The 21,308-nt window shown below is 43.9% G+C and carries 19 protein-coding genes and 1 pseudogene; 13 read left to right on the forward strand and 7 right to left on the reverse strand.

The annotated features are described in order from the left end of the window. From BG32_RS04685 to BG32_RS04695, 3 genes are all read left to right on the forward strand, one after another. The coding region (locus BG32_RS04685; protein ID WP_183084286.1) for a class II fructose-bisphosphate aldolase at window positions 1-387 on the forward strand (387 nt) is incomplete at its 5' end. Window positions 388-400: 13 nt separating this feature from the next. Continuing rightward, entirely contained in the window at window positions 401-1,630 is a 1,230-nt protein-coding gene (locus BG32_RS04690) for an acetate kinase (RefSeq protein ID WP_014730271.1), read from the forward strand. Window positions 1,631-1,715: 85 nt separating this feature from the next. Next, complete coding sequence (locus BG32_RS04695) at window positions 1,716-2,723, forward strand: cyclic nucleotide-binding domain-containing protein (RefSeq protein WP_014730272.1); 1,008 nt, start codon at window positions 1,716-1,718, stop codon at window positions 2,721-2,723. Between the two features lie 6 nt (window positions 2,724-2,729). Here BG32_RS04695 and BG32_RS04700 read toward each other — a convergent pair whose 3' ends face one another. Together BG32_RS04700 and BG32_RS04705 are read right to left on the reverse strand one after the other, a co-directional pair. Then, window positions 2,730-3,572, reverse strand: coding sequence for an N-acetyltransferase (locus BG32_RS04700; RefSeq protein ID WP_014730273.1), 843 nt, complete (start codon window positions 3,570-3,572; stop codon window positions 2,730-2,732). Then, window positions 3,565-3,954 carry a DUF3783 domain-containing protein gene (locus BG32_RS04705; RefSeq protein WP_014730274.1) on the reverse strand — a complete coding sequence of 130 codons (390 nt, stop codon included), beginning with the start codon at window positions 3,952-3,954 and terminating at the stop codon, window positions 3,565-3,567. The genes BG32_RS04700 and BG32_RS04705 overlap by 8 nt, the downstream gene beginning before the upstream one ends. A gap of 407 nt (window positions 3,955-4,361) precedes the next feature. Between BG32_RS04705 and BG32_RS17075 the strand changes: the two genes are divergently transcribed. The 8 genes and pseudogenes from BG32_RS17075 (at window position 4,362) to BG32_RS04750 (ending at window position 11,900) form a co-directional block, all read left to right on the forward strand. Next, on the forward strand, window positions 4,362-4,553 hold the full coding sequence (locus tag BG32_RS17075) for a fumarylacetoacetate hydrolase family protein (RefSeq protein ID WP_409072646.1): 192 nt from the start codon (window positions 4,362-4,364) through the stop codon (window positions 4,551-4,553). An 8-nt stretch (window positions 4,554-4,561) separates the two neighbouring features. Next, entirely contained in the window at window positions 4,562-5,128 is a 567-nt protein-coding gene (locus BG32_RS04720) for a fumarylacetoacetate hydrolase family protein (RefSeq protein ID WP_409072647.1), read from the forward strand. Beyond that, a complete protein-coding gene (locus BG32_RS04725; protein WP_259459522.1) occupies window positions 5,109-5,969 on the forward strand; it encodes a DegV family protein in 861 nt (286 codons plus the stop codon). Before BG32_RS04720 ends, BG32_RS04725 begins: the two co-directional genes overlap by 20 nt. A gap of 273 nt (window positions 5,970-6,242) precedes the next feature. Beyond that, window positions 6,243-7,232: a LacI family DNA-binding transcriptional regulator gene (locus BG32_RS04730; protein WP_014730276.1), complete on the forward strand. Its 990-nt coding sequence runs from the start codon at window positions 6,243-6,245 to the stop codon at window positions 7,230-7,232. 26 nt (window positions 7,233-7,258) lie between these two features. Continuing rightward, window positions 7,259-8,335, forward strand: a complete 1,077-nt coding sequence (locus BG32_RS04735) for a carbohydrate ABC transporter permease (RefSeq protein WP_014730277.1) — start codon at window positions 7,259-7,261, stop codon at window positions 8,333-8,335. After that, window positions 8,332-9,198 (forward strand): carbohydrate ABC transporter permease, encoded by an 867-nt coding sequence (locus BG32_RS04740; protein ID WP_014730278.1) that lies wholly within the window; start codon window positions 8,332-8,334, stop codon window positions 9,196-9,198. The genes BG32_RS04735 and BG32_RS04740 overlap by 4 nt, the downstream gene beginning before the upstream one ends. A gap of 123 nt (window positions 9,199-9,321) precedes the next feature. Next, a pseudogene (locus tag BG32_RS04745) lies at window positions 9,322-10,589 on the forward strand (ABC transporter substrate-binding protein). A gap of 75 nt (window positions 10,590-10,664) precedes the next feature. Then, on the forward strand, window positions 10,665-11,900 hold the full coding sequence (locus tag BG32_RS04750) for a glycosyltransferase (protein ID WP_014730280.1): 1,236 nt from the start codon (window positions 10,665-10,667) through the stop codon (window positions 11,898-11,900). Between the two features lie 42 nt (window positions 11,901-11,942). Here the strand turns inward: BG32_RS04750 and BG32_RS04755 are convergent, their stop codons facing one another. From BG32_RS04755 to BG32_RS16260, 4 genes are all read right to left on the reverse strand, one after another. Further along, the gene (locus BG32_RS04755; protein WP_014730281.1) at window positions 11,943-13,166 is read right to left on the reverse strand and encodes a 6-phosphofructokinase; all 1,224 of its coding nucleotides are present in this window, start codon (window positions 13,164-13,166) and stop codon (window positions 11,943-11,945) included. Window positions 13,167-13,472: 306 nt separating this feature from the next. Continuing rightward, window positions 13,473-14,672, reverse strand: a complete 1,200-nt coding sequence (locus BG32_RS04760) for a pyridoxal phosphate-dependent aminotransferase (protein ID WP_014730282.1) — start codon at window positions 14,670-14,672, stop codon at window positions 13,473-13,475. Window positions 14,673-15,166: 494 nt separating this feature from the next. Next, window positions 15,167-16,891: an Ig-like domain-containing protein gene (locus tag BG32_RS04765; RefSeq protein WP_259459523.1), complete on the reverse strand. Its 1,725-nt coding sequence runs from the start codon at window positions 16,889-16,891 to the stop codon at window positions 15,167-15,169. 161 nt (window positions 16,892-17,052) lie between these two features. Continuing rightward, window positions 17,053-17,196, reverse strand: coding sequence for a hypothetical protein (locus BG32_RS16260; RefSeq protein WP_259459524.1), 144 nt, complete (start codon window positions 17,194-17,196; stop codon window positions 17,053-17,055). 297 nt (window positions 17,197-17,493) lie between these two features. Here BG32_RS16260 and BG32_RS04770 point away from each other — a divergent pair, with 297 nt between their 5' ends. Then, window positions 17,494-19,254 (forward strand): NADH-dependent [FeFe] hydrogenase, group A6, encoded by a 1,761-nt coding sequence (locus tag BG32_RS04770; RefSeq protein ID WP_014730285.1) that lies wholly within the window; start codon window positions 17,494-17,496, stop codon window positions 19,252-19,254. Between the two features lie 55 nt (window positions 19,255-19,309). Here BG32_RS04770 and BG32_RS04775 read toward each other — a convergent pair whose 3' ends face one another. After that, window positions 19,310-20,224, reverse strand: coding sequence for a sugar transferase (locus BG32_RS04775; RefSeq protein WP_014730286.1), 915 nt, complete (start codon window positions 20,222-20,224; stop codon window positions 19,310-19,312). 101 nt (window positions 20,225-20,325) lie between these two features. On the opposite strand from BG32_RS04775, the gene BG32_RS04780 reads away from it, so the two are divergent. Next, a partial coding sequence (locus BG32_RS04780) for a hypothetical protein (protein WP_121526483.1) occupies window positions 20,326-21,308 on the forward strand: 983 nt, incomplete at its 3' end.

The raw sequence follows: 21,308 nt of genomic DNA on the forward strand, positions 1-21,308 counted from the left end.
CATGGGGCCTTCAAATTCAAGGGAGAAGCGAGACTGGATTTTGCAAGACTCAAGAAGGTTAAGGATCTGACAGGCCTACCGCTCGTTTTGCATGGAGCTTCAAGTGTTCCGGAGGACATTAAAAAGCTTGCCGAAACCTATGGAGCCGATTTCAAGGGAGCTAAAGGAGTTCCTGGGGAAATCCTTGCTGAATCGGTGAAGTTTGGAATAAACAAAGTGAATACCGATACTGATCTAAGAATGGCTTTTATTGCTTCGTTGAGAGAGTTCCTTTCGAAGAATCCCGGGGAGTTCGATCCGAGGAAATACTTCAAGACACCCAAGGAACTGGTTAAGAATGTAATCAGAGAAAGGCTGAGACTTCTAGGTTGTTCTAATAAAGCATAGACGGAGGTGTCGAATGAAGATCCTTGTAATTAATTGCGGCTCGTCTTCAATTAAGTACCAGCTTCTTGATGCCGCAAGTGAAAACGTGTTGGCAAAAGGGTTGCTTGAAAGGATAGGTATTTCCGGATCAAAACTCTCTCATAGGAAAGGCGAGAAGAAATACGAGTTCGAAAAGGACATTGCTGATCACACTGAAGGCCTTGAACTAATAATTGAGGTTCTTCAGTCAGAAGAGACTGGAGTTGTGAAAAACATCAACGAAATTGAGGCCGTCGGTCACAGAGTGGTTCACGGTGGAGAGAGATTCGCATCTTCCGTTTTAATAGACGATGAAGTTGTAAGTGAGATAGAAGCGAACAATTTCCTTGCACCTCTTCACAATCCGGCCAACATTGAGGGTATTGTTGCAGCGAAGAAGATTCTTCCATCTGTTCCTCACATCGGGGTTTTCGATACGGCATTCCACCAATCGATGCCAGAATCATCTTATCTCTACGCCATACCTTACGACCTATACAGAAAATATAAGATAAGAAAATATGGTTTTCACGGCACTAGCCATAGATATGTTGCGGAGAGAGCAGCTGTCATGATGGAAAGACCTCTCAAAGAACTGAAAATTATAACTGCTCATATTGGGAACGGTGCATCTGTTGCGGCAGTCAAGAACGGGAGGTCTGTTGATACCTCAATGGGATTCACACCGCTTGAGGGGCTCGTCATGGGGACGCGATCCGGCGACATTGATCCGGCTATCGTTCCTTTCTTGCAGGAGCAAGAAGGATTATCGGCTGGGGAAGTAAACGACCTGCTGAACAAAGAAAGCGGTATGTATGGGCTTACTGAAGGGCGGTTCAGTGATATGAGGGATATAGAGGAACGTGCAATGAAAAACGAGCCGACTTGCAAAAGGGCACATGATATATATGAATACAGACTGGCGAAATATATTGGCGCTTATGCGGCGGCAATGAACGGAGTCGATGCGATAGTGTTCACCGCAGGCGTAGGAGAGAATAGTCCCTACTTGAGAGCCAATGTGATCGACAAGTACCTCGGCTATCTTGGCATATCGATTGATGTAGAGAAAAATAAAATCAGAGGAAAAGAGACCATGATTTCCACAACTGATTCGAAGGTAAAAGTCTTCGTTATCCCAACTAATGAGGAACTTGTTATCTCTAGAGATACCAGTAGGATAGTTAAGAATGGTTTGAAGGAATTGAAACTGTGGGAAGAGTGAAAGGTGATGACGAGACATTAAGGAAATCGTTCTGGAGGGTGATACCAAACTTGCCGGGCGGGGTGAGAAAGCAGATTACTACTATGTGGTATCGTCGGGCGGGCTCATCCTCAAAGGATTCGATTCTGAAGACAAGGTCTATCTGGAAGGAGATCTTGCTGACCCACTATCGGTAGTTGGTGGGGAGCACAGCGGAGATCTTCTTTGCGTTGGTGATTCTGCAATTCTTGTTGGTGACAGGGACGAGTTGAAAGAGTATCTGGTCTCCAGACCGGAAAGGCTGGAGAAGCTGTTTGTTGATGTTGAAAAAGACCTGAGTTTGTGCAGTGGAAAAGGGCCTTTTGATCTCGATGAGTTTACTGCATCTCTTGTCGCCAAAAAGCAGTGTTGGCTAGAAGAGTATCCTCCTTTGCTTTTCGGAGAGAAATCGCTCTACCGAAAGGGTATCAGACTGATTGAGCGAAAAGAGTATCCCTCTGCTCAAGAGGTTCTGAGAAGCTACCTTGATCAGTATCAGAATTCCCCTTTGTCAAGACCTGTTAAGCTGTTCTATGCTTTTAGTTGCTTTCTTAACGATTTTTTGGAAGATGCCCTAGCTTCAATAATGGATATTTTGGAATCCGCAGAAGATGAAATCTCAAGGATCGCGAGATTTTTCGTTTGCCACATGGGTCTATTTGAATCCGGCTTCAAGTTTCTTTATAAAGGTCCGAGATATAGCTCGGATCTTTTCCGGATTCTAAAAGCGGATTATCGTAGGATAAGAAAGGCTGACTCAGACAGAATCGTCTTTGAAGAAGGTAGAAAGGCTGGAAGCGTGCTCTTTCTTCTCAAGGGTGAGATAGCCCTTCTGAAAAAGAGAGGAGACAAGAACTCGGTACTGTTTACGATCAAATCGCCAAGCTCCATTGGCGAGATCCAGGTTCTTTCAAGAAGCAAATGGGATACTACATTGAAAATCAAGAGTAATTCGGAATACATCCTAATCGATAGAGACAAACTTGTTCAGTATTTGATACACAAGTCTCCCCAAGACGGATTTAGGATGGTTGAGTACCTTCTTGGATACATTAGACAAACGAGTGTTACTTAAGGCTTCTCAATGGATTTTAAAAATCATCTCGCTCTGCTTAAGGAGAATCTCCGGTTCGAATTCCTGCGCTTCGGCGAATAGAGGGTCGTTATCGGGTACTGTTGGAAATAGCGGTGTGAGGTTCTTGCTTTTCGCAATACTGCAGATTGCGCCTATTGCCTCTTTGAAGGAAGCGGCTCTTGTTGGGCCACAGTCCTTAACATAAAAAACTGAATCCCTCTCCTGCCATACGCAATAAGCAATTTCTCGACCCTGCTCATCTATTACTGTATCGAAGTTGTATCTCTCAAGGTGATGAAACGATGCGGGCTCTCTTTCCCATTCTGGATTTCGCTTGTATTTGTCCATTACATACAGTGCGCATTCAACTACCTTTCCTGAATCAGATTCTTTAGTCGAAAAATCGCCAATTCCCGGCCTTCTTATGAAGAAAGTGATAAGTTCACGTCTATGTCTGAATCCAAACTTCTCATAGAAAGCGATCGCTCTTTTGTCTTTTTCGGGAACTTCCAGGACAATTCGATCACAGCCTTTCCATTTAGCAATTCTAATTGCCTCGTCAACCATTTTGAACCCTACGCCTTCTCTTCTAAAACCGGGAATGACGCCCATAAGATCTATCCTGGCTCTTTTTTCTCTGAAACTGAGCAAGACAATTCCTGTATGGATGCCCTCTACGTTCATGACAAATGATTCCGAAAGAGAAATGTTATTCTCCCTAACGTCTCTTTCAAAGCTTTCAAGAGTCCAGTGCATCCTGAGCACGTAGTCGGAAAAGACTAAGTTCAGAATATTGACGACATCGACCCTTGAAAGCTCCTGGATTCTTTGGAAAGAGTTGTTATTCAACTTTCTTCTGCCTCGCTTTCCTAAAGTAATTATGTTCTTCAGTCAGTTCAATGAGGAGTTCATTCATTCTCCAACTGAGATTTGATTCAGTTGTGGTGGCAAAGACCCACTCTCTTCCAGTATAATGACGGATTGTATCGATCGCGTTTCCCAAAGACTCATCGCTAAAGCCATCAAATACTGCATAGCATAAGCCATCTTCTCCGTTGCCTGTCTTCTCTTTCCGAACCCCTTCCCCATTTTCCAGTATCTCTCCGATTATCTCGTTTTCTTGCCCCTTGCAGTCGATTAACGAGACGTCGGCGAATAAGTCTAGGAGTCTTTCAAAAGCTGACCTATCACAATAAAGGAGAATCGAACGTTTGTGTCCTGCTTCACTCATTCAATCACCTCAACACAATTTTAGCATAGCGTTATCAACGCTAAGCCAATAATCGGCAGGCAAGTCTTTTTCCCCAAAAGACGAATTAGCATTGAGATCGACACTGACAACGAAATCATAGGGATGGGAATTGGGGAGGCAACGGTTGCTACAACAGGTTATAATTAAGGGGGAGGGCAGATAAGATAATGCATATTGGAAGATTTAGAGACGTCAGCATGAGAGTATTCTGGGGAGTTGTGGAAAGGGATCTTGTGACCCCTCTCGATATCAAAGCGGAATCCACGGGAGACTTTTTCCAAACTTTAGAAGGGATTCCGAATGTTATACAAAGCTTTGGCTTGACTGAGCGGATAAATCTCTCTGACTTATAGGTTCTCTCTCCGATTACTAGCCCTTGTAGAATCATTTGTCAAGGAAAGAATTATCTCGACCATCTCCTTGATACAGGAATAAGAAAAGAGGATAAGAAGTACAATATGTTCTTCAACAAATCATCGGCTTCTGTTACCGGTCCAAACTCACCAATTGTGAGGCCAAAGGGAGTCCGCCTCCTCGACTATGAAGTTGAGCTCGGTTTGGTTATGAAGCGTCTATAGATCGGCCTATCAATGTTGAGTTTTCTCATATGCATGAGTACATCGGAGGAATTGTAATAGGCAACGATATTTCGGCGAGAGACATTCAGTTACCTCAATCTCAGTTCTTCAAGGGCAAAAGCTATCGATCATTCTGCCCGCTTGGACCCTTTATCTTTCTAATTGGCAGAGATGAAATGAAGTATCTGGAGAGTTTAACGGTTGAGCTTAAAGTAAATGGAGTGACAAAACAGAGAGCTTCAACTTCGAACATGATCTACAAACCATGGGAAACACTGTCGGAACTGAGCGAATTTTCCGATCTCGAGGCCGGAGACGTTATACTTACGGGTACACCAAAGGGAACGGCTCTTAGTCAAAAAAAAGGCTTGCGTACTTGGCTCAGAAGATTACTTGGCGAATCAAAAAGATGGGAGATTTTCATCAGAGAACAGGAGAAAAGTGGAAGATACCTGGCAAATGGAGACGTAATAGAATCCAGGATATTCTCTTCAGATGGCAGGATAGACCTCGGTGTTCAAAGAAACAGAGTTGTTTATGAGGAGGGAAATGATCATGATAGGAATTATCTGTGACTCAGTAGTAGATCTTCCTGTGGAATTGGCTGAAAGAGATGATGTTTACGTCGTCCCTATTATGGTAGTCCTCGGTGAAAAATCCTACCGTGAAGGTGTCGAGATAAGCAAATCGGAAATCGCCGATTATCTGGACTACAACTTTGCCAGGACTTCACTGCCAAGCCCGGCAGACGTAACGGAAGCCTTCGAAACAATGTATTCAAAAGGTTATGATGAGCTGCTTGTGGTGAACCTCTCCAGCGGTCTGAGTGGTACTTATAACCTTTTCAAGACGATTGGTGAACAGTTTGTCAGCGAACATCACTCGGTTAAAGTTGAGTCAATTGATTCTCTCTCCCTTTCAGGTGGCATTGCGATGCTGGTTCACAAGGCGATAAGAATGAAGGAAAGAGGGGATTCACTTAGGGTGATTGCCTCAGACCTTAGAAGCAGAGCTGGAATAAAAAACATCGTCTATTTCGTTTTACCGACACTGAAGTATCTGAAACAAAGCGGTAGAATTGGTAAACTTCAAGGATCGGTTGGGGAAATTCTCGATGTAAAGCCGATAGGGACAATTAACAGTGGTGGGATTTTTATTCTTTCAGGTAGGGCACGAGGCATGAAAAAAGCAGTGGAAAAGATGGTGGATCGCTTGATTGTTGCTGTTAAAGGGAAAAAAGTTCTATGCCTAGCTCTTTATCATTCTGGAAACGATAGCGATACTCTCGCGCTCGTTGAATGGGCTAAGAGAAAAATCATTTCTCTATCTGAAACACTTCTTACCGGAGAGCTGTCTTCGGCAATACTGGTCCATGGTGGTAGAGGGATCATAGGCGTTGGTGCGCTGATTGCTTGAAAAGCGTTCCAACACAACGGTCGTTTCGAGAGGCCTGTTAGAACAAGATAGGTAAATAATAGCCAGAACTGGAACAGTTGATTTATGACAAGTAATACCGAGTAAACAGAACGTAAAAGCATGAATCAGGAGCAACAGCGTCTTCATCAGTAATAATCTTCAATAATCACTTCTCAAAGAATCAGACTCAGTGTACATAGACTTCGGTGTCATTAACGATTTTGTTATAATGGAAACGATTCCAAATCGTTGATAACTGGAGGGTGTATTCTCTTGAAAAAGCCCACAATAAAAGATGTAGCATCTCTTTCGGGCGTTGGAACCGGTACCGTTTCAAGAGTGCTTAATGGCGGTTCCGTTAAAGAAACGACAAGAATTAAAGTAATGAAAGCGATCGATAAGCTTGGGTACCAGCCAAATCAGGTGGCGAGAACACTTGCAGGGGGTAAGACCAAAAGGATTCTCTTTCTCATGCCCGAGATCAGGACGGAATTTCACTGGAGAGTCATGAAGTCGTTTGATGAGTATCTGGACAAGATGAATTATGAGATGGTGATTTACCCTGTTTTTTCCGATAAAAGGCTGAAGAAACTTAGAAGCGATCCGTCCCTTATTCAGAATATAGATGGTGCTGTTATTTGTACGATGAATATTGAGTTTTTATCTAGAAAGTATATAGATTTCGGAACCAATGTTGTTCTATTTGAATCACAATCCGATGAGTTTGACTGCGTCTATCTAGATAATGTTTTGGGTGGAAGAATGGCCGCTGAGTTACTTATTGAATGTGGTTCCACGGATTTGTTCGTCATCTCTTTCGATGAGGAAAACACCATTTTGGCAACTGAAAATTTCGAAAAGAGAATACTGGGGTTTACGAGTTATCTAAAAGAAAAAGGTTATGAGTTCAATGAGGAGAAACTTGTCTACACATCCTTCTTTTTTGAGACTGCGCATGAGAGAATCGCCTCGATTCTTTCTGAGTACGATAGACCGGGGATCTTTGCATTAGCAGATAATTTTGCCCTTGAAGTTTTGCAGATGGCATCTGCAATGAAGAAAATTCCGGGAAAGGACTTCTTTCTTGTAGGTTATGACAATCAGAGCTGGACTGAAAGGGCTGGGTTGACTACAATCGAGCAGCCAATGGAAGATATGGGTAGAAAAACGGCTGAGCTGATTATTCAGAAGATTGAGAATCCGGGTCAGTATGTTCAACCAGTAAAGTTTTTACCGAGTTTGAAACGAAGGAAGACGGCTTGACCTGAATCTATTTTCGAGGAGGAGTTATGGCCAGGAAAGATAAGCTATCATTAGCGCAGAAGGAACAGAGAACCGCTTACAAATTGCTCATTCCCGCTTTGCTGATCTTAGCATTGGTGGCGTTCTACCCGTTGTTTCAGGTCTTCTATACGAGCTTCACAGATAAGGTTTTTGCGTCTGGAACAGATGAAGCACCAAAATTAATCGGATTTGAAAACTACAAGAGCCTACTGGGCTTGACTGTTATGGAGCTGCCGAAAGTCGTTGATGAAACAACGGGCGAAGCTTCAATTGATGAGGAGACTGGGAAACCAGTTTACGAAAGGGCAATTAGAGTCTTGCCTAGAAGTCCAGTAAGGTACAGAGAATGGTTTCAGTTCTCTCTTTTTGGGCGTCGTTATGTAGTGGGCGCGAGAGATCCGGAGTTTATGAAGGCAATCTCGAACACTCTTGTCTTTGCAGTAATCTCGGTCTTTCTCGAGACAGTTCTTGGTCTAGGGGTTGCGCTTGTTGTCAATAGCAACTTCAAAGGTAAAGGTATAATGAGAGCAACAATGCTTGTTCCATGGGCGGTAATCACTGTTGTATCTGCAAGGATTTGGGAATGGATGCTCCAGCCGACCAGAGCCGGTCTCTTCAACGCTGTACTGAGTAAGTTGGGCTGGGGAGACGGAGACCTTTCATTTCTAAGTATGCCGGCTCTGCAGATGCCTACTCTCATTGCTGTTGACGTATGGAAGACGACACCATTCATGGCGCTCTTGATTCTTGCAGGTCTCCAGCTCATTCCTAGAGAGCTTTACGAGGCAGCAAGAGTAGATGGGGCTGGAAGGTTGAAGCAGTTCTTATCTGTCACTTTGCCTTTATTGAAACCCACGCTGGCTGTAGCACTGATTTTTAGAACTCTCGATGCTTTAAGAGTCTTTGACGTTTTTCAGGTTCTTATGGGAAACCGGATGTACTCTATGGCCTCCTACAACTATTATCAGCTTATTGGAAACAGGAACATGGGTCTTGCCTCGGCTATCGGTGTCATCATCTTCTTTCTCATAGGAATCTTTGCGGTTATCTACATGAGGCTTATGGGAGTTGATAAAGAATGAGGAAAAACAAACTGATCTGGCTCACCGGGAAGATCGCTTTCTGGATACTGGTGATATTCATATTCTTCTATATGCTTTTCCCATTTTACTGGGCGGTTAACTCGTCGCTAAAATCCGAAGCTCAACTTCAAATGACTCCAGCGACCTTTATTCCAGTCGATAGTGATGGAAGATTTGCTCCGACGCTTCAGAACTATGTTGCCGTTTTCAACGACGGTACGTTTGTTAGAGCGTTGTGGAATAGTACAATAGTAGCTGGTTTGACAACGCTTCTTGCTTTGGGAGTCGGTTCCTTTGCAGCCTATGCGATGGGTAAACTTCGTTTCAAAGGCAAGAAGCTCACTCTTTATCTCATTCTTTCTCTCACGATGTTTCCTCAAATAACTGTCCTTTCAGGTTTGTATGCCGTTATTAATACCCTCAATCTGGGAGCAAGAGTAAGTCTGATTCTTTCTTATATGATATTTACCTTGCCATTCACAACCTGGGTCCTGACTGCATTTTTCAAGGAACTCCCCACTGAGATAATGCAGTCTGCATGGGTAGACGGTGCAACGCCTTTCCAGACTTTCTATAAGATTTTGTTGCCTCTTACAGCCCCTGCTCTTGTCACAGCCGGTCTTCTTGCCTTCATTGCTGCCTGGAACGAGTATATATTCGCCCTGACTTTCACGACTATCGCTCCGGAGGCAAGAACCATTCCGGTAGCGATTTCCTTGTTCACTGGATCCGTTTCGAGGCAAGTCCCGTTTGGGGAGATCATGGCTGGCGCAGTGATTGTAACGATTCCTGTAGTGGTTCTTGTCTTCATTTTCCAGCGAAGGATAGTTCAAGGATTGACTGCGGGAGCAGTTAAAGGCTGACGAGTTTCCGAATTCTAGGAGAACGTGGTCTGAAAAAGTGGGAGGTGATCCAAAAGGTCTTTTAACTGAAAGGTTCTATGAAGAGTCGTTTTCTACGAGATCATTACAGAAGGAGGGTTTTTTATGAAGAAAGTTCTATTGACACTTATGGTAGCGTTGTTTGCGTTGGTAGCTGTTTCCGAAACAGTTATTACAGTCGCCGCGGGCGCTGTTGGTCAAGAGCTTGAATTGACCAAGAAGGCAGCGGAGATGTACATGGAGATTCATCCGGATGTCACGGTTAAGGTGCTTGACACACCTGATATGGTCCAGGATAGACTGGGACTGTACTTGCAGTTTCTTGAGGCGAAAAGCCCGGAAATCGATGTATACCAGGTGGATGTAATCTGGCCGGGCGATCTTGCACAGCATTTCGTGGATCTATATGAGCACAATGCAGATAAAGTAGTATCTATGCACTTCCCGGCGATTATCGAAAATAACACCGTTGACGGAAAATTGGTAGCTATTCCGTGGTTTACAGATGCAGGGCTTCTCTATTACAGGACAGATCTTCTCGAGAAGTACGGGCTTAATCCACCGGCCACGTGGGACGAACTTGAAGAAGCGGCCAGGATAATTCAGGAGGGTGAAAGAAAGACGAACCCGGACTTCTGGGGATTTGTCTGGCAGGGTAATGCGTACGAAGGTTTAACATGTGATGCACTTGAGTGGTTGGCTTCAAATGATGCAGGAACAATCATCAGTTCCGACAAAAAAATCACAATTGCCAACTCAAATGCAGTCGAGATCCTCGAGAAGGTAGCAGGCTGGGTTGGGACTATCTCTCCGAGTGGGGTTCTTACATTTGCTGAGGAGGATGCCAGAGCAGTGTGGCAGGCAGGAAACGCTGCATTTATGAGAAATTGGCCATACGCTTACAGCCTTAGCAAAGGTGAAGACAGTGCCGTTGCGGGAAAGTTTGACGTTTCGCCTCTTCCGGCAGGCAAGAGCGGTAATGGAGCGGCTACACTCGGTGGATGGCAACTTTCGGTTAGCAAGTATAGCAAAAATCCGGAAGTCGCAGCTGATTTTGCACTCTTCATGGCCGGTTACGAAGTGCAGAAGATGAGAGCTGTAGAAGGTTCATTCAATCCAACTATCCAGGCTCTTTACGCTGATTACGAAGTACTAAAGGCAAATCCGTTCTTCGGATCTCTGTATGACGTGTTTGTAAATGCTGTAGCAAGACCATCAACGGCAACCGCTCCGCGGTATAATGAAGTATCTACCCTGTTCTTCAAGGCAGTTCACAGTATTCTCTCTGGTACTGCTGACGCAGGAATGCTCTTGAAGAGCTTGCTCTCGATCTCGAAGATATGACAGGATTTGAGGTTGTTTGGGGATTCTAAAACCAAGTTACGATTATTCGCTGGCTCCATATGGAGCCAGCATATCTTCAGTTCTAAGCGGAAGAAGGTGGAGAGATGAGGAGTACACAGGTAAATAAGAAGCTACTGAAGGATTATCAGCCCTTCGTTGAGGAAGAAGTCATTGAAAGTATCATCGAGCTTTCAAGAGAGCTCAAGGGTCTCAGGGTTCTGCATGTAAACGCCACTTCCTTCGGTGGCGGAGTTGCGGAAATCCTTCATACACTGGTTCCGTTAATGAAGGATTGCGGACTGGAGGTTGACTGGAAAGTGATCGATGCTCCCCCACAGTTCTTCGACCTTACGAAAAGAATGCATAACGCTCTTCAAGGAAAGGAAGATTTCTTGTCAGAAGAAGATAAAAGACTCTTTGAAAAGGTAGCGAAAGACAATGCGGCTTACATCGGGATCGATGAATACGATGTTGCGGTGTTGCATGATCCTCAACCGGTTGGGCTTCCTGCTTTTGCAAACTTTGGAAATTGCAAGCTTGTTTGGAGATGTCACATAGATACTTCTTCACCCAACGAGGTTTTTTGGAATTACTTGAATACATTTTTGTCTTACTACGATGCGGGGATCTTCACTTTAAAAAGTTATGCCAAAGATGGAATTGCCATCGAAAAAATTTATGACATTCCACCATCAATCGATCCTTTGAGCAACAAGAACAGAATGCTATCTGAAGAGGAAATGAAGAAAGCTATGACGAAGCTCGGCCTTGTTTCTGGTAGGCCGGTTATAGCTCAAGTCTCGAGATTCGATCCATGGAAGGACCCAATGGGAGTTGTCGATGCCTATAGACAGCTGAAGAGGAAATTCCCGGATCTTCAGCTTCTCTTAATTGGATCTATGGCTTCAGATGACCCTGAGGGATGGAAGATTTACGAGGATCTCCTGAGATACATTGGAATGGACTATGACGTAAAGGTTCTTTCAAACTTTCATGGCATTGGCGATATTGAAGTAAATGCTGCTCAAAGGATTAGTAAGGTAGTTCTTCAGAAATCACTTCGAGAGGGTTTTGCTTTGACTATGAGTGAAGCAATGTGGAAAAAGACACCGGTGATTGGTGGGAATGTGGGCGGAATACCCCTTCAGGTCCATCACGGTGTAAATGGATATCTTGTTGAGAGTGTGGACGAAACCGTTGAATACACAGAAAGGATTCTTGAGAATCCTGATCTAGCTAAAGAGCTGGGTAGAAATGGATATGAAATAGTTAAGAAACATTTTCTCTGTACCAGGCACCTACTACAGTATCTCGAGCTTTTCCGCGATTTGACGAGATAGAGGAATTCCCGTCCTTGTGTTAAGGGACGGGGTTTCCGATTTCTATAAGAGTTTTCTAGCTCTTATTTTCTGGAGGTTTTCATACATTGGAAGACCGTTCAGGTAGAGATTAGGTGCCTCACCCTGTATCAGTGGAAGTGCATAAGACCTGAACTCGTCAGTAACATAAAATCCGTCTTCGGAGATGAATTCGACCGGGAGATCTTTTGTACCATTTGCAATGAGCTCAAGAGCGACCGTAGTGTATTCTTTAAGATAGGGTTTGCTTCTCAATCTATTTATGGAAATCATGACCTCGCTTTCCCCTCTTATGGCCTCTCTAACGGCAAGTGCTCCTACTTCAACTGCTTCTTGCCAATCGATCAAGCTTGCAACGTGCCTCGATGATCTCTGAAGGTAATCAGGTAAAGCCACGTGAACTTTGCACTTCAAAGCGTCTCTAATTATCTTCTCAAGGTACTGACCTATCTTTCCTAACTGGACATTTCCAAATGAATCGTAGTAGCCAGCAGTTGATATGAATGAACCATCAGGCCTTTTGAGAGCCTCTGAGGCAACTATTGAGCAGTATCCTTCCTTCTTCACAACTTCTTCGACTTTTGCGATAAAAGAGTCCTCCATAAAGGGAACCTCAGGAAGGAGGATGATTTGAGGACCGTGAAACCTGTCTGTGCTTGCAAGTGAACCAGATGCGGCAAGCCATCCCGAATTACGTCCCATGGATTCCATAATAAAGACCTTTGTTGAATCACTGTACATTGATTTCAGGTCTCTGGTCGCCTCCATTATCGATATTGCGGTGAATCTTGCGGCCGATCCATAACCGGGGCAGTGGTCAGTTTCAAGAAGATCGTTGTCCACTGTTTTTGGAATTCCAACGACTTGCAGTTCATAACCGATCTCTTTAGCCTTTTTGCTTATTTTGTGAGCAGTATCCATTGAGTCATTGCCACCGTTATAGAAGAAGTATCGGATCGAGTGCGCATCGAAGACTTTAAATAGCTTCTCGAAATCTTCATCACTGTCAATCTTCGTTCTACAAGAACCGAAGACTGCACCTGGAGTGTAAGGAATTCTGTCTATCTCACTTCTTGCTTCTTCAGTTAAGTCGTAAAGATCCTCATTTAGAATCCCCTTTACTCCATTTATTCCGGCGAAGACTCTATCGATTTCTTTGCTTTCAAGAGCCGCAACCAGTGTTCCATAAGCAGATGCGTTGATTACAGATGTAACGCCCCCGGATTGAGCGTAAACAGCATTCTTCATTATAGTGGTTCACCTCCCTCACTTACATAAATGATATCAGACAGTGAAATCTGAGTGAAGGAACTGACTCTCTAGCAGCAATCTCAGCTTGAAGGTTCCGATAGAAGAGACCGTGCCGAGTTCTTGTATCAGATGTTTAGAACGGGAAACTTCACTTCCGATGTCTACCTCAATGATGATTTTCGCAATCAGCAATGAACAATTGTCTTGGGTCAGTAATAAACCTCAAGGAGAAGCGTTCCACAACTCACCCTGCCTCTTTGTATCTTCGGAAGAGACCATTAAATTTGGATTTGAGGTGTTCTATTAGACTGTGGCAAATGAGCGGTTAAATTCCTTGAGACCAAGAGCCAGTACTTCAATAGCAATCTTCATCTTTTCTGAAGAAAGAACATAGGCGATTCGAACTTCCTTCCTACCTACACCTTCACTTGAGTAAAATCCCTCTAGTGGAGCAACCATTACTGTGCTCCCATCGTAGGAAAAGTCTGTAAGCATCCATGTTACGAATTCTTCGGCGTTTTCAACGGGAAGCTTAACCGAGATATAGAAAGCACCGGAGGGTTTCTGCATTTCTATTCCATCGATTTTGCTAAGCTCTTCAAAGACTACATCTCTTCTGAGCTCATACTCCCTTCTCACTGAATCTGTGTATTCCTTGCCCAATGTAAGGAGACCAATGGTTCCGAGCTGAGCAATAGTCGGAGGAGATAGCCTCGCCTGGGCAAATTTCATCATCGTTCTGTAAACCTCGTTGTTCTTTGTTGCCACACACCCAATTCTTGCGCCACAGCTACTGAATCTCTTTGAAATGCTGTCAACGATAATTATGTCTTGTCCTGAATCTATCGTCATGATTGAGGAAGGTTTTATGCCGTCAAAAACCATTTCTCGATACACTTCATCACAGATAACGTATAGATCATTTCTTCTTGCGAACTCTATGAGTCTCCGTAACTCGTCCTCTGTGTAAACTACTCCTGTGGGATTAGAAGGATTTGAAAAGAGAATTGCTTTAGTTCTTGCGGTCAAAGCTTTGGATAATTCTTCGTCATCGGGTAATCTATAACCGTTTGATATTCTCGAGGTAGCGGCCCTAACTTTGAGTCCCAGCATGTTGGCGAAGCCTATGTAATTGGCGTAGAAAGGTTCGATCAACATAATCTCATCGCCAGGATCAGCTACAGCCGCTAGAGCGAAGAGAATTGCCTCGCTGCCGCCCGAAGTTACAAGAAGCTCATCCGCGGAAACATCGATTTCCCAAGATCTAAAATACTTTGAAAAAGCCTCCTTAAGCTCTTTTATTCCATCTGATGGCGAGTAAGAGACCACGGAATCGGAAAGCTTGTTTACATAATCAAAGAATACTTTTGGAGTTTGAATATCAGGCTGTCCAATATTGAGATGATATACCTTCACACCTCTATCCTTAGCCTTCTGTGCAAAAGGCACTAATTTCCGTATTGGAGAAGATGGCATAAAAATCCCGCGTTGCGATATTTTCATGTTTTACCTCCTAAAATGATAACTTTTCATTGTTATTATACAATAACTATTTGTTGGTATGAAGGGCAGAGTTAGGCCATTTTAAGGTGTTAAGTTGATGTGCTGGTCTCATAGTCCGACAAAAAAAGGCTGCGTGCGCAGCCTTCACGATAGTAGTAAAGAAGCTTACTTCCAGGGAAATAGCACGTGACTCAATTTCCTCTGTCCTCGAAAGTCACCTCAAGCAGATTAAGGGTTCTATCTGTCTCAAGTTCAAGCACATTCTGCTTGTCTGATTCGACTTTCTTGAGTTCTTTCTCAATCATATCCATACCTCCTGTATTCATTTTCTTCTTCTTCCCCCGCTGTTTGTACTTAGATTATAGCATAGTAGTTCAGCCCTAAACAATAGAAAGAGAGAGTAATAAGGAGATAATGGTTCATAATTGATATTAAATGCCTGTCTTTACAATCACGTCGTATAAACCAGCGTAATTTGGCTAACAAGGAGTCTATCATCTCACAGTGATCGTAAAAGTAGTCGATGCCTCCCCGCCTTTTAGATCATTAGCGGTTAGCATAACTGTGTTCGATCCCAGCTCTTCTGGAATGAAGGAGTAAATGCTTCCCGTAAGAACTCCAGGTCCATAGACCAGCTCATACCTTAGATAGTCTCCGTCTGGGTCGATGCTAAACTGTCTGAGGTCAAGCCGCAAGGTTCTAGTCGCAATGGTTGTTTGATCAGGCACATTAAACTCGGGTGGGCGATTGGTGTCGGTAATCAGCAGATCGAAGGTGGCACTGGTCTGGCCTCCCCTTCCATCAGAAGCGCTTACTACAATTGTATAAAAACCGTAATCTTCGAAACCTGGTTCAATTATCAGCCTGCTTCCTTCGATCGTTCCCATTCCCTGAACGATCTCAAATGATAGATTGTCATTGTTTGGATCAGATGAGTATTCACTGAGATCAACAACAAGTCTGGAACCTTCTGCTATTGTAAATCCAGGTATATTTAATTCTGGTGGCCTGTTGCTCTCCCTAACATCAATTCTGAGAGTCGCCCTTGCAGACCCGCCTTTTCCATCTCCTACAGAGACAATTGCTTCATAAGTTCCTGCGGTGCCATAGTCTGCGTCGAAGGTGTAGGTTTCTCCCTGGATAGTTCCAGGGCCGGAGACCAGTGAGAAGCTGAGTAAATCGTTATCAGGATCTGAAGCGTATTCTGAAAGGTCAATCGTTAGTACATCACCCTCCGCGATTCTTCTAGGTAGAATTGAAATTGTCGGCGGATTGTTCGTCCGAACTACAGTGAGATTCGCCGTTCTTTCAATGAATTCTCCCTTTCCATCGGAAGCTCGAATAGTTGCCGAGTATCTTCCTGGTTCGTCCGATTGGAATATGTACGTCGACCCTTCGATTCTTCCCGGGCCACTGAGAAGTTGGAATGAAAGCGAATCCCCGTCAGGATCAGTAAAATAATTCTCGAGGTTCAATCTGTATTGTTCACTCTGAAAAACGACGCCTTCCGGAATACTTGAAGCTACCGGAGCTTTGTTCGCGGACTCAATGTTTATCTGAAAGCTTTCTTCGACGACGTTCTTTCCATCCGATATTTCCAAGACTACTGTCTTGGAACCGGCATCCCCGGGAGGGCTCACATAGGAGTAAAGAGTTCTTTGAACCTCACCCGGTCCCGATTTTAAGTTAATTGAAAGTGGTTCATCCTCTGGATCGTTCACAAAACCTCTCAGGTCCAGAACCAAAGTGTTTCCTTGCTCGAGTGCCTGATCCGGGACATCAGCAGTAGGTGGGAGATTCTGTGCATCGGCCACTTCTGTTTCCGAAGATGTGACTGGACTGTCTAGACTCGTAGCGGCAGTTTCCGATGGCACAGAAGATGTGGAGTCTGCGGTCAGCTCTGTTGAGGATGTAGCAAAGGCTTTATTAGATATCATGAACGTTGAAGCTGCCTTCTCTCCTCTTCCATCTGAAACGGAAATAGTCACCCTCTCATAATTTGCACTTGTGAAATCAGGTTCATAAGTATAGTTGCTTCCAATTATTTGCCCATTGCCCTCGGTTAATGAATAATTCAAGGCGTCAAGGTCAGGATCATTTGCATACTCGTCAAGGTTTATTGAAATCGTCTCCCCTTCGGCAACCACCTGGTCTGGGATAGAAAGCTCGGGTGGACGGTTGACCTCTCTCACAGCGATTTCGAATGAAGACTCCGCCATTTGTTCCTTCGAATCTACTACTGAAATTGTTACAGAGTGACTTCCCGACTGTTGGAAACTCGGTGAAAAAATGTAGAAGTTCTCTTTGACCTCTCCGGGACCCGAAATTTTCGTGTAACTCAGAGATGTCATCTTCTCATCGCTTGAATAGTCGTGAAGATCTATCGAAAGCGTACTGCCTCATCGATAATCATATCGGGGATGCTTATTATTGGGGGTTTGTTAAGCATGTCAGGCAGGAGTCGTATTGCAAAAACAACAACCACAACGACCATCAACAAAGCCCAGAAGAACCATTTTCTCATACCGCATAACCTCCATGAAAAACATAATAATTATCAGTTCCATTATAGTTTATTCCTGTTCCATGGCCAAACGAATTCATTTGCGGGAAAATAAACTCGAGTATCCGAATAGTCGGCTAAATCAGTTCTTTATTGTCGCTAAACAAATTAGATTATACTTTGTTTCTACGTGGGTGAATTTTTAACCTAATATCTGGCATAAGGGGCAATCAATATGCTAGAATCTATTTGATAGAAAAATCACAATCTAGTTTCTTCAGCTCATTTAATGTAGATTTTGAATGGAGGTGCTGTCAGGTGCCCGTGACAATTACCGTGAACGGCAAGGATTTTACTGTTGATGAAAACCAGAGTATACTGGAAGCCTGCCGTGAAGTAGGAATAACTATTCCGACTCTTTGTTATCACCCTGCGCTTTCGGTGGTAGGTTCATGCAGGGTTTGTGTTGTAGAAGTAGAGGGAGCTCGTAACCTCTCGCCAGCGTGTGCAACTCAAGTTGCTGATGGGATGAGAATCAAGACAAATTCTGAAAGGGTTACTAGAGCAATAAGGTTTAACCTAGGTCTTCTCCTTTCCAATCATCCTAATGATTGTATGACCTGTGATGTAAATGGTAGATGCGAGTTTCAAGATCTAATATATCAGTACGACGTTGAAGATATGTTCCCAAAGACGCTGAGAAATGTTCCATATGATACCTCCAGTCCATCGCTTTTTAGAGACATGAACAAGTGTATTGATTGTGGGAGATGTGTGAGAGCCTGCGATGAGCTACAGGGTCTTTCGATACTCTCTTCGGTGAACAGAGGGTATCATGTTCTTCCTCTGCCAGCTTTAGGTGCGCCCATCGCGGCCACCGATTGCATAAACTGTGGTCAGTGCTCGGCTGTCTGTCCTGTTGGGGCAATTACTGAGAGAATGGAATTCAGGGAGGTAGTCGCCGAGCTGAGAAAACATGATAAGGTTTTGATAGCACAAACCGCTCCATCAGTTAGGGTGGCCCTTTCTGAAGAGTTTGGAGAGCTTCCCGGCACGGTCAGCACCGGTAAGATGGTTGCCGCGCTTAGAAAGCTTGGATTCGACTATGTATTTGATACGAATTTCACTGCCGACCTCACAATTATGGAAGAAGGGTCTGAGCTTCTTGAAAGGGTAAAGGAAGGCGGAAAGTTTCCGATGTTCACTTCATGTTGCCCGGGCTGGGTAAACATGATGGAGAAGTTGTACCCGGAATTCACCGAGAACCTTTCAACGGCGAAATCTCCCCAGGAGATGATGAGCGCCCTGGTCAAAACGTACTTTGCAGAAAAGATAGGGAAGAGGCCGGAAGACATTTATCTTGTGTCGATAATGCCGTGTACAGCTAAGAAGGACGAAAAGGGCAGAGATACTTTGACAGTCAGGGGGACAAGATCTACCGATGCGGTGCTTGTAACAAGAGAACTTGGGAAGCTGATTAAGATGCACAAGATTCCTTTCGAGTCGCTTGAAGAGGAAGAATTTGACAGTCCACTCGGAATCTCTACCGGCGCTGCGGTAATCTTTGGTGCGACAGGCGGTGTTATGGAAGCCGCTTTGAGAACTGCGTACGAGCTTCATACAGGAGAAGAGCTCCCAAGACTTGATTTCGATTTTGCCCGCGGATTTGACGGGGTGAAGGAAGCTGAAATCGATATGAAGGGTACCAAGGTAAGAGTAGCCGTAGTTCACGGGGGAAGCAACGTTGTCAAGTTGATGGACAAAATTCGTTCAGGAGAAGCATTCTACCATTTTGTCGAAGTCATGGCTTGTCCGGGCGGATGTATCGGAGGCGGTGGCCAACCCAAATCGAGTCAGCCCGGTTATCTTCAGAAGAGGATGGAAGCTATCTATAATATTGACAAATCTTCGGTAATCAGAAAATCTCACGAAAACCCGGCGATTGCTAAGCTTTATGAAGAGTATCTCGGAAAGCCTTTAGGACATCTCTCTCACGAACTACTCCATACCCATTACAAAGACAACAAAAAGAGTGTGATCGAGAGAAAGAAAGAACTTGAGGAAATAGCCAAAGGGTAGGTTCTCAAAGCTGTATGAGTTTTGAAGGGGCCTTATGGCTCCTTTCGTTTTTGGCTCAGTCCTCCTTCTTTAGCAAAGTGAGAAATACGGCAAATGGTGTCTTGAAGAGGCACTTGATATCGAGAATAAATGATCTATTCTTCACGTAATAGAGGTCAAAGGCGGTTTTAATCCGGTATTCTTCCAGCGTTGTAGTGTATTTGTAGTTTATCTGAGCCCAGCCCGTTAGACCCGGTTTTACGAGAAGTCTAGACGAATAGTCTACGATGTTGTCCATTCCAAGCTTGTGAAATGATGGAAGCTCGGGTCTTGGTCCTACAAGACTCATATCTCCTTTGATAATGTTTATGATTTGCGGAAGTTCATCCAGTCTGAGTGGTCTCAAGAATTTGCCAAGCTTTGTTATCGTTTCCTTGTTTCCCTTCGTGTCGAAAGTCCTGAACTTGTACATTCCGAATTGCTTACAGTCCTTGCCGATCCTTGTTTGGCAGATGAAGATGGGTCTACCTTCCATGAGCAGAGAAATTAGAGAAACTATAACGATAATCGGGCTGAACAGAACTAACATTATTACTCCAATACCAACATCCAAGAGTCTTTTGAAGCTATCATATACCACCTTTGGTTCAATCGGGTCATTAGAGGTCAGCATAAAGCTTTCTTCCTTGAATTGCGATTTCACACGTTTGTAGAGTATGAAATTTCTGACGACCGTTGCTCCTAGCGCAGGAAGGGCAACAAACGGTGATACAGGAAGGAAGACTGGAAAAACAAAGCAAGACATGACAGCAGATCCAAGGGTAGAAGCCATTTGCTTTTCTTTATCAGAGATCGTGATTCCCTCGTAACCGCGCATTGAAAAACTGATCAGAACACTCGTACAACAGGCTGCAATGAATGCACCAAGACCGTTCATTAAGAGCGGCAAAGCCAGTAATAGGTCAATCAAATAGAAAAGGCTGTTCATCATTATATTCTCTCATCTTTGTGTAGATATTTGAACTGGCAATTTCTCACGGTGCAGAGTATTGACTCTGTTTTTGGGGTATCATGGAACTTGGGAGGAAGGGATTGAAAAAACTATACCTTAGTGATCTTCATATTGGCGACGGGACGTTAAAGGATGACTTCAAATTCGATTCCGATCTTGTAGAGCTGATATTGAGCTCAAAGGAAAAAGCATTCAGAGAAATAATCATTGTTGGCGATGGACTCGAGCTTTTGACTTCAGAGTTTGTTAAGAAAAGAGGACTCTTGCCGTTCGATCAACTCATCGATCAACTGGATGTGTCGTTAATAGATGTTATTGAGAACAGACACAGGGAGGTATTCAGAGCATTTCGGGAGTTCACCAAGAGTGGTAGACTGATATATGTTGTTGGAAACCACGACTCATTTCTTCTTTTCAATGAAGGTCTTAGAAAGAGGCTCACTGAATTCCTGGGTGACAGTGAAAGTGTACAGATACAACCATACTATCTCGACAGAGAGTTCAAGACTCTTGCTTTGCACGGAAACCAGTATGACATTGTGAACAGGTTTTTCAAGGACAGGAGAAGCGGCGAGTTAATGCAGCCATTCGGTGACTACATGGCGCGCTTCATGATGAAAAATTTTGATAAATGCCTCTTGAGAAAAGAGCTTCCTGAACAGGCAGTTAGGGATTATCAGAACATTCATCCTACTCTCGACGTCTTTCAGTGGTTCGATTTTATTAGAAGAGTATATGATGTTGATTCAGATCTTCAGGATGAATGGGCCAGACAGTTCCTTCTGATGCTGAAAAGTGATGCGGCACAGCGTTGGATAGACGCCAGTTGGCCAATGTTGAAGGTTATTGAAGGACTATTCATCAACAAACACGGTGGAATGAAACTCGGTAGTCTTATGGTTAGAATGGTTATGGCATTTAGAAAGCTGAAGAAGACCGATAACCTTTACAAACAGGGCAGAAGATTGCTTGGAGCCGAAGGTAAGAAGGGCTTTCGTAAAGCTATGAACAACGAATTCTTTCTGATGTACGGAGATAAAGCTCCCGCAATTGTTCCCGGTGA

It is taken from the genome of Mesotoga sp. HF07.pep.5.2.highcov, from assembly GCF_003666285.1.
In the GTDB taxonomy this organism is placed as follows: domain Bacteria; phylum Thermotogota; class Thermotogae; order Petrotogales; family Kosmotogaceae; genus Mesotoga; species Mesotoga prima.

Bases quoted from the DNA above. Each gene is read 5' to 3' on its own strand.
- BG32_RS04690 (WP_014730271.1), top strand. From the start codon at position 401: ATGAAGATCCTTGTAATTAATTGCGGCTCGTCTTCAATTAAGTACCAG.
- BG32_RS04775 (WP_014730286.1), bottom strand. From the start codon at position 20,224: ATGATGAACAGCCTTTTCTATTTGATTGACCTATTACTGGCTTTGCCG.
- BG32_RS04740 (WP_014730278.1), top strand. From the start codon at position 8,332: ATGAGGAAAAACAAACTGATCTGGCTCACCGGGAAGATCGCTTTCTGG.
- BG32_RS04755 (WP_014730281.1), bottom strand. From the start codon at position 13,166: ATGAAGAATGCTGTTTACGCTCAATCCGGGGGCGTTACATCTGTAATC.
- BG32_RS16260 (WP_259459524.1), bottom strand. From the start codon at position 17,196: ATGAGAAAATGGTTCTTCTGGGCTTTGTTGATGGTCGTTGTGGTTGTT.
- BG32_RS04725 (WP_259459522.1), top strand. From the start codon at position 5,109: ATGATAGGAATTATCTGTGACTCAGTAGTAGATCTTCCTGTGGAATTG.
- BG32_RS04760 (WP_014730282.1), bottom strand. From the start codon at position 14,672: ATGAAAATATCGCAACGCGGGATTTTTATGCCATCTTCTCCAATACGG.
- BG32_RS04750 (WP_014730280.1), top strand. From the start codon at position 10,665: ATGAGGAGTACACAGGTAAATAAGAAGCTACTGAAGGATTATCAGCCC.
- BG32_RS04705 (WP_014730274.1), bottom strand. From the start codon at position 3,954: ATGAGTGAAGCAGGACACAAACGTTCGATTCTCCTTTATTGTGATAGG.
- BG32_RS04735 (WP_014730277.1), top strand. From the start codon at position 7,259: ATGGCCAGGAAAGATAAGCTATCATTAGCGCAGAAGGAACAGAGAACC.
- BG32_RS04765 (WP_259459523.1), bottom strand. From the start codon at position 16,891: ATGGCGGAGTCTTCATTCGAAATCGCTGTGAGAGAGGTCAACCGTCCA.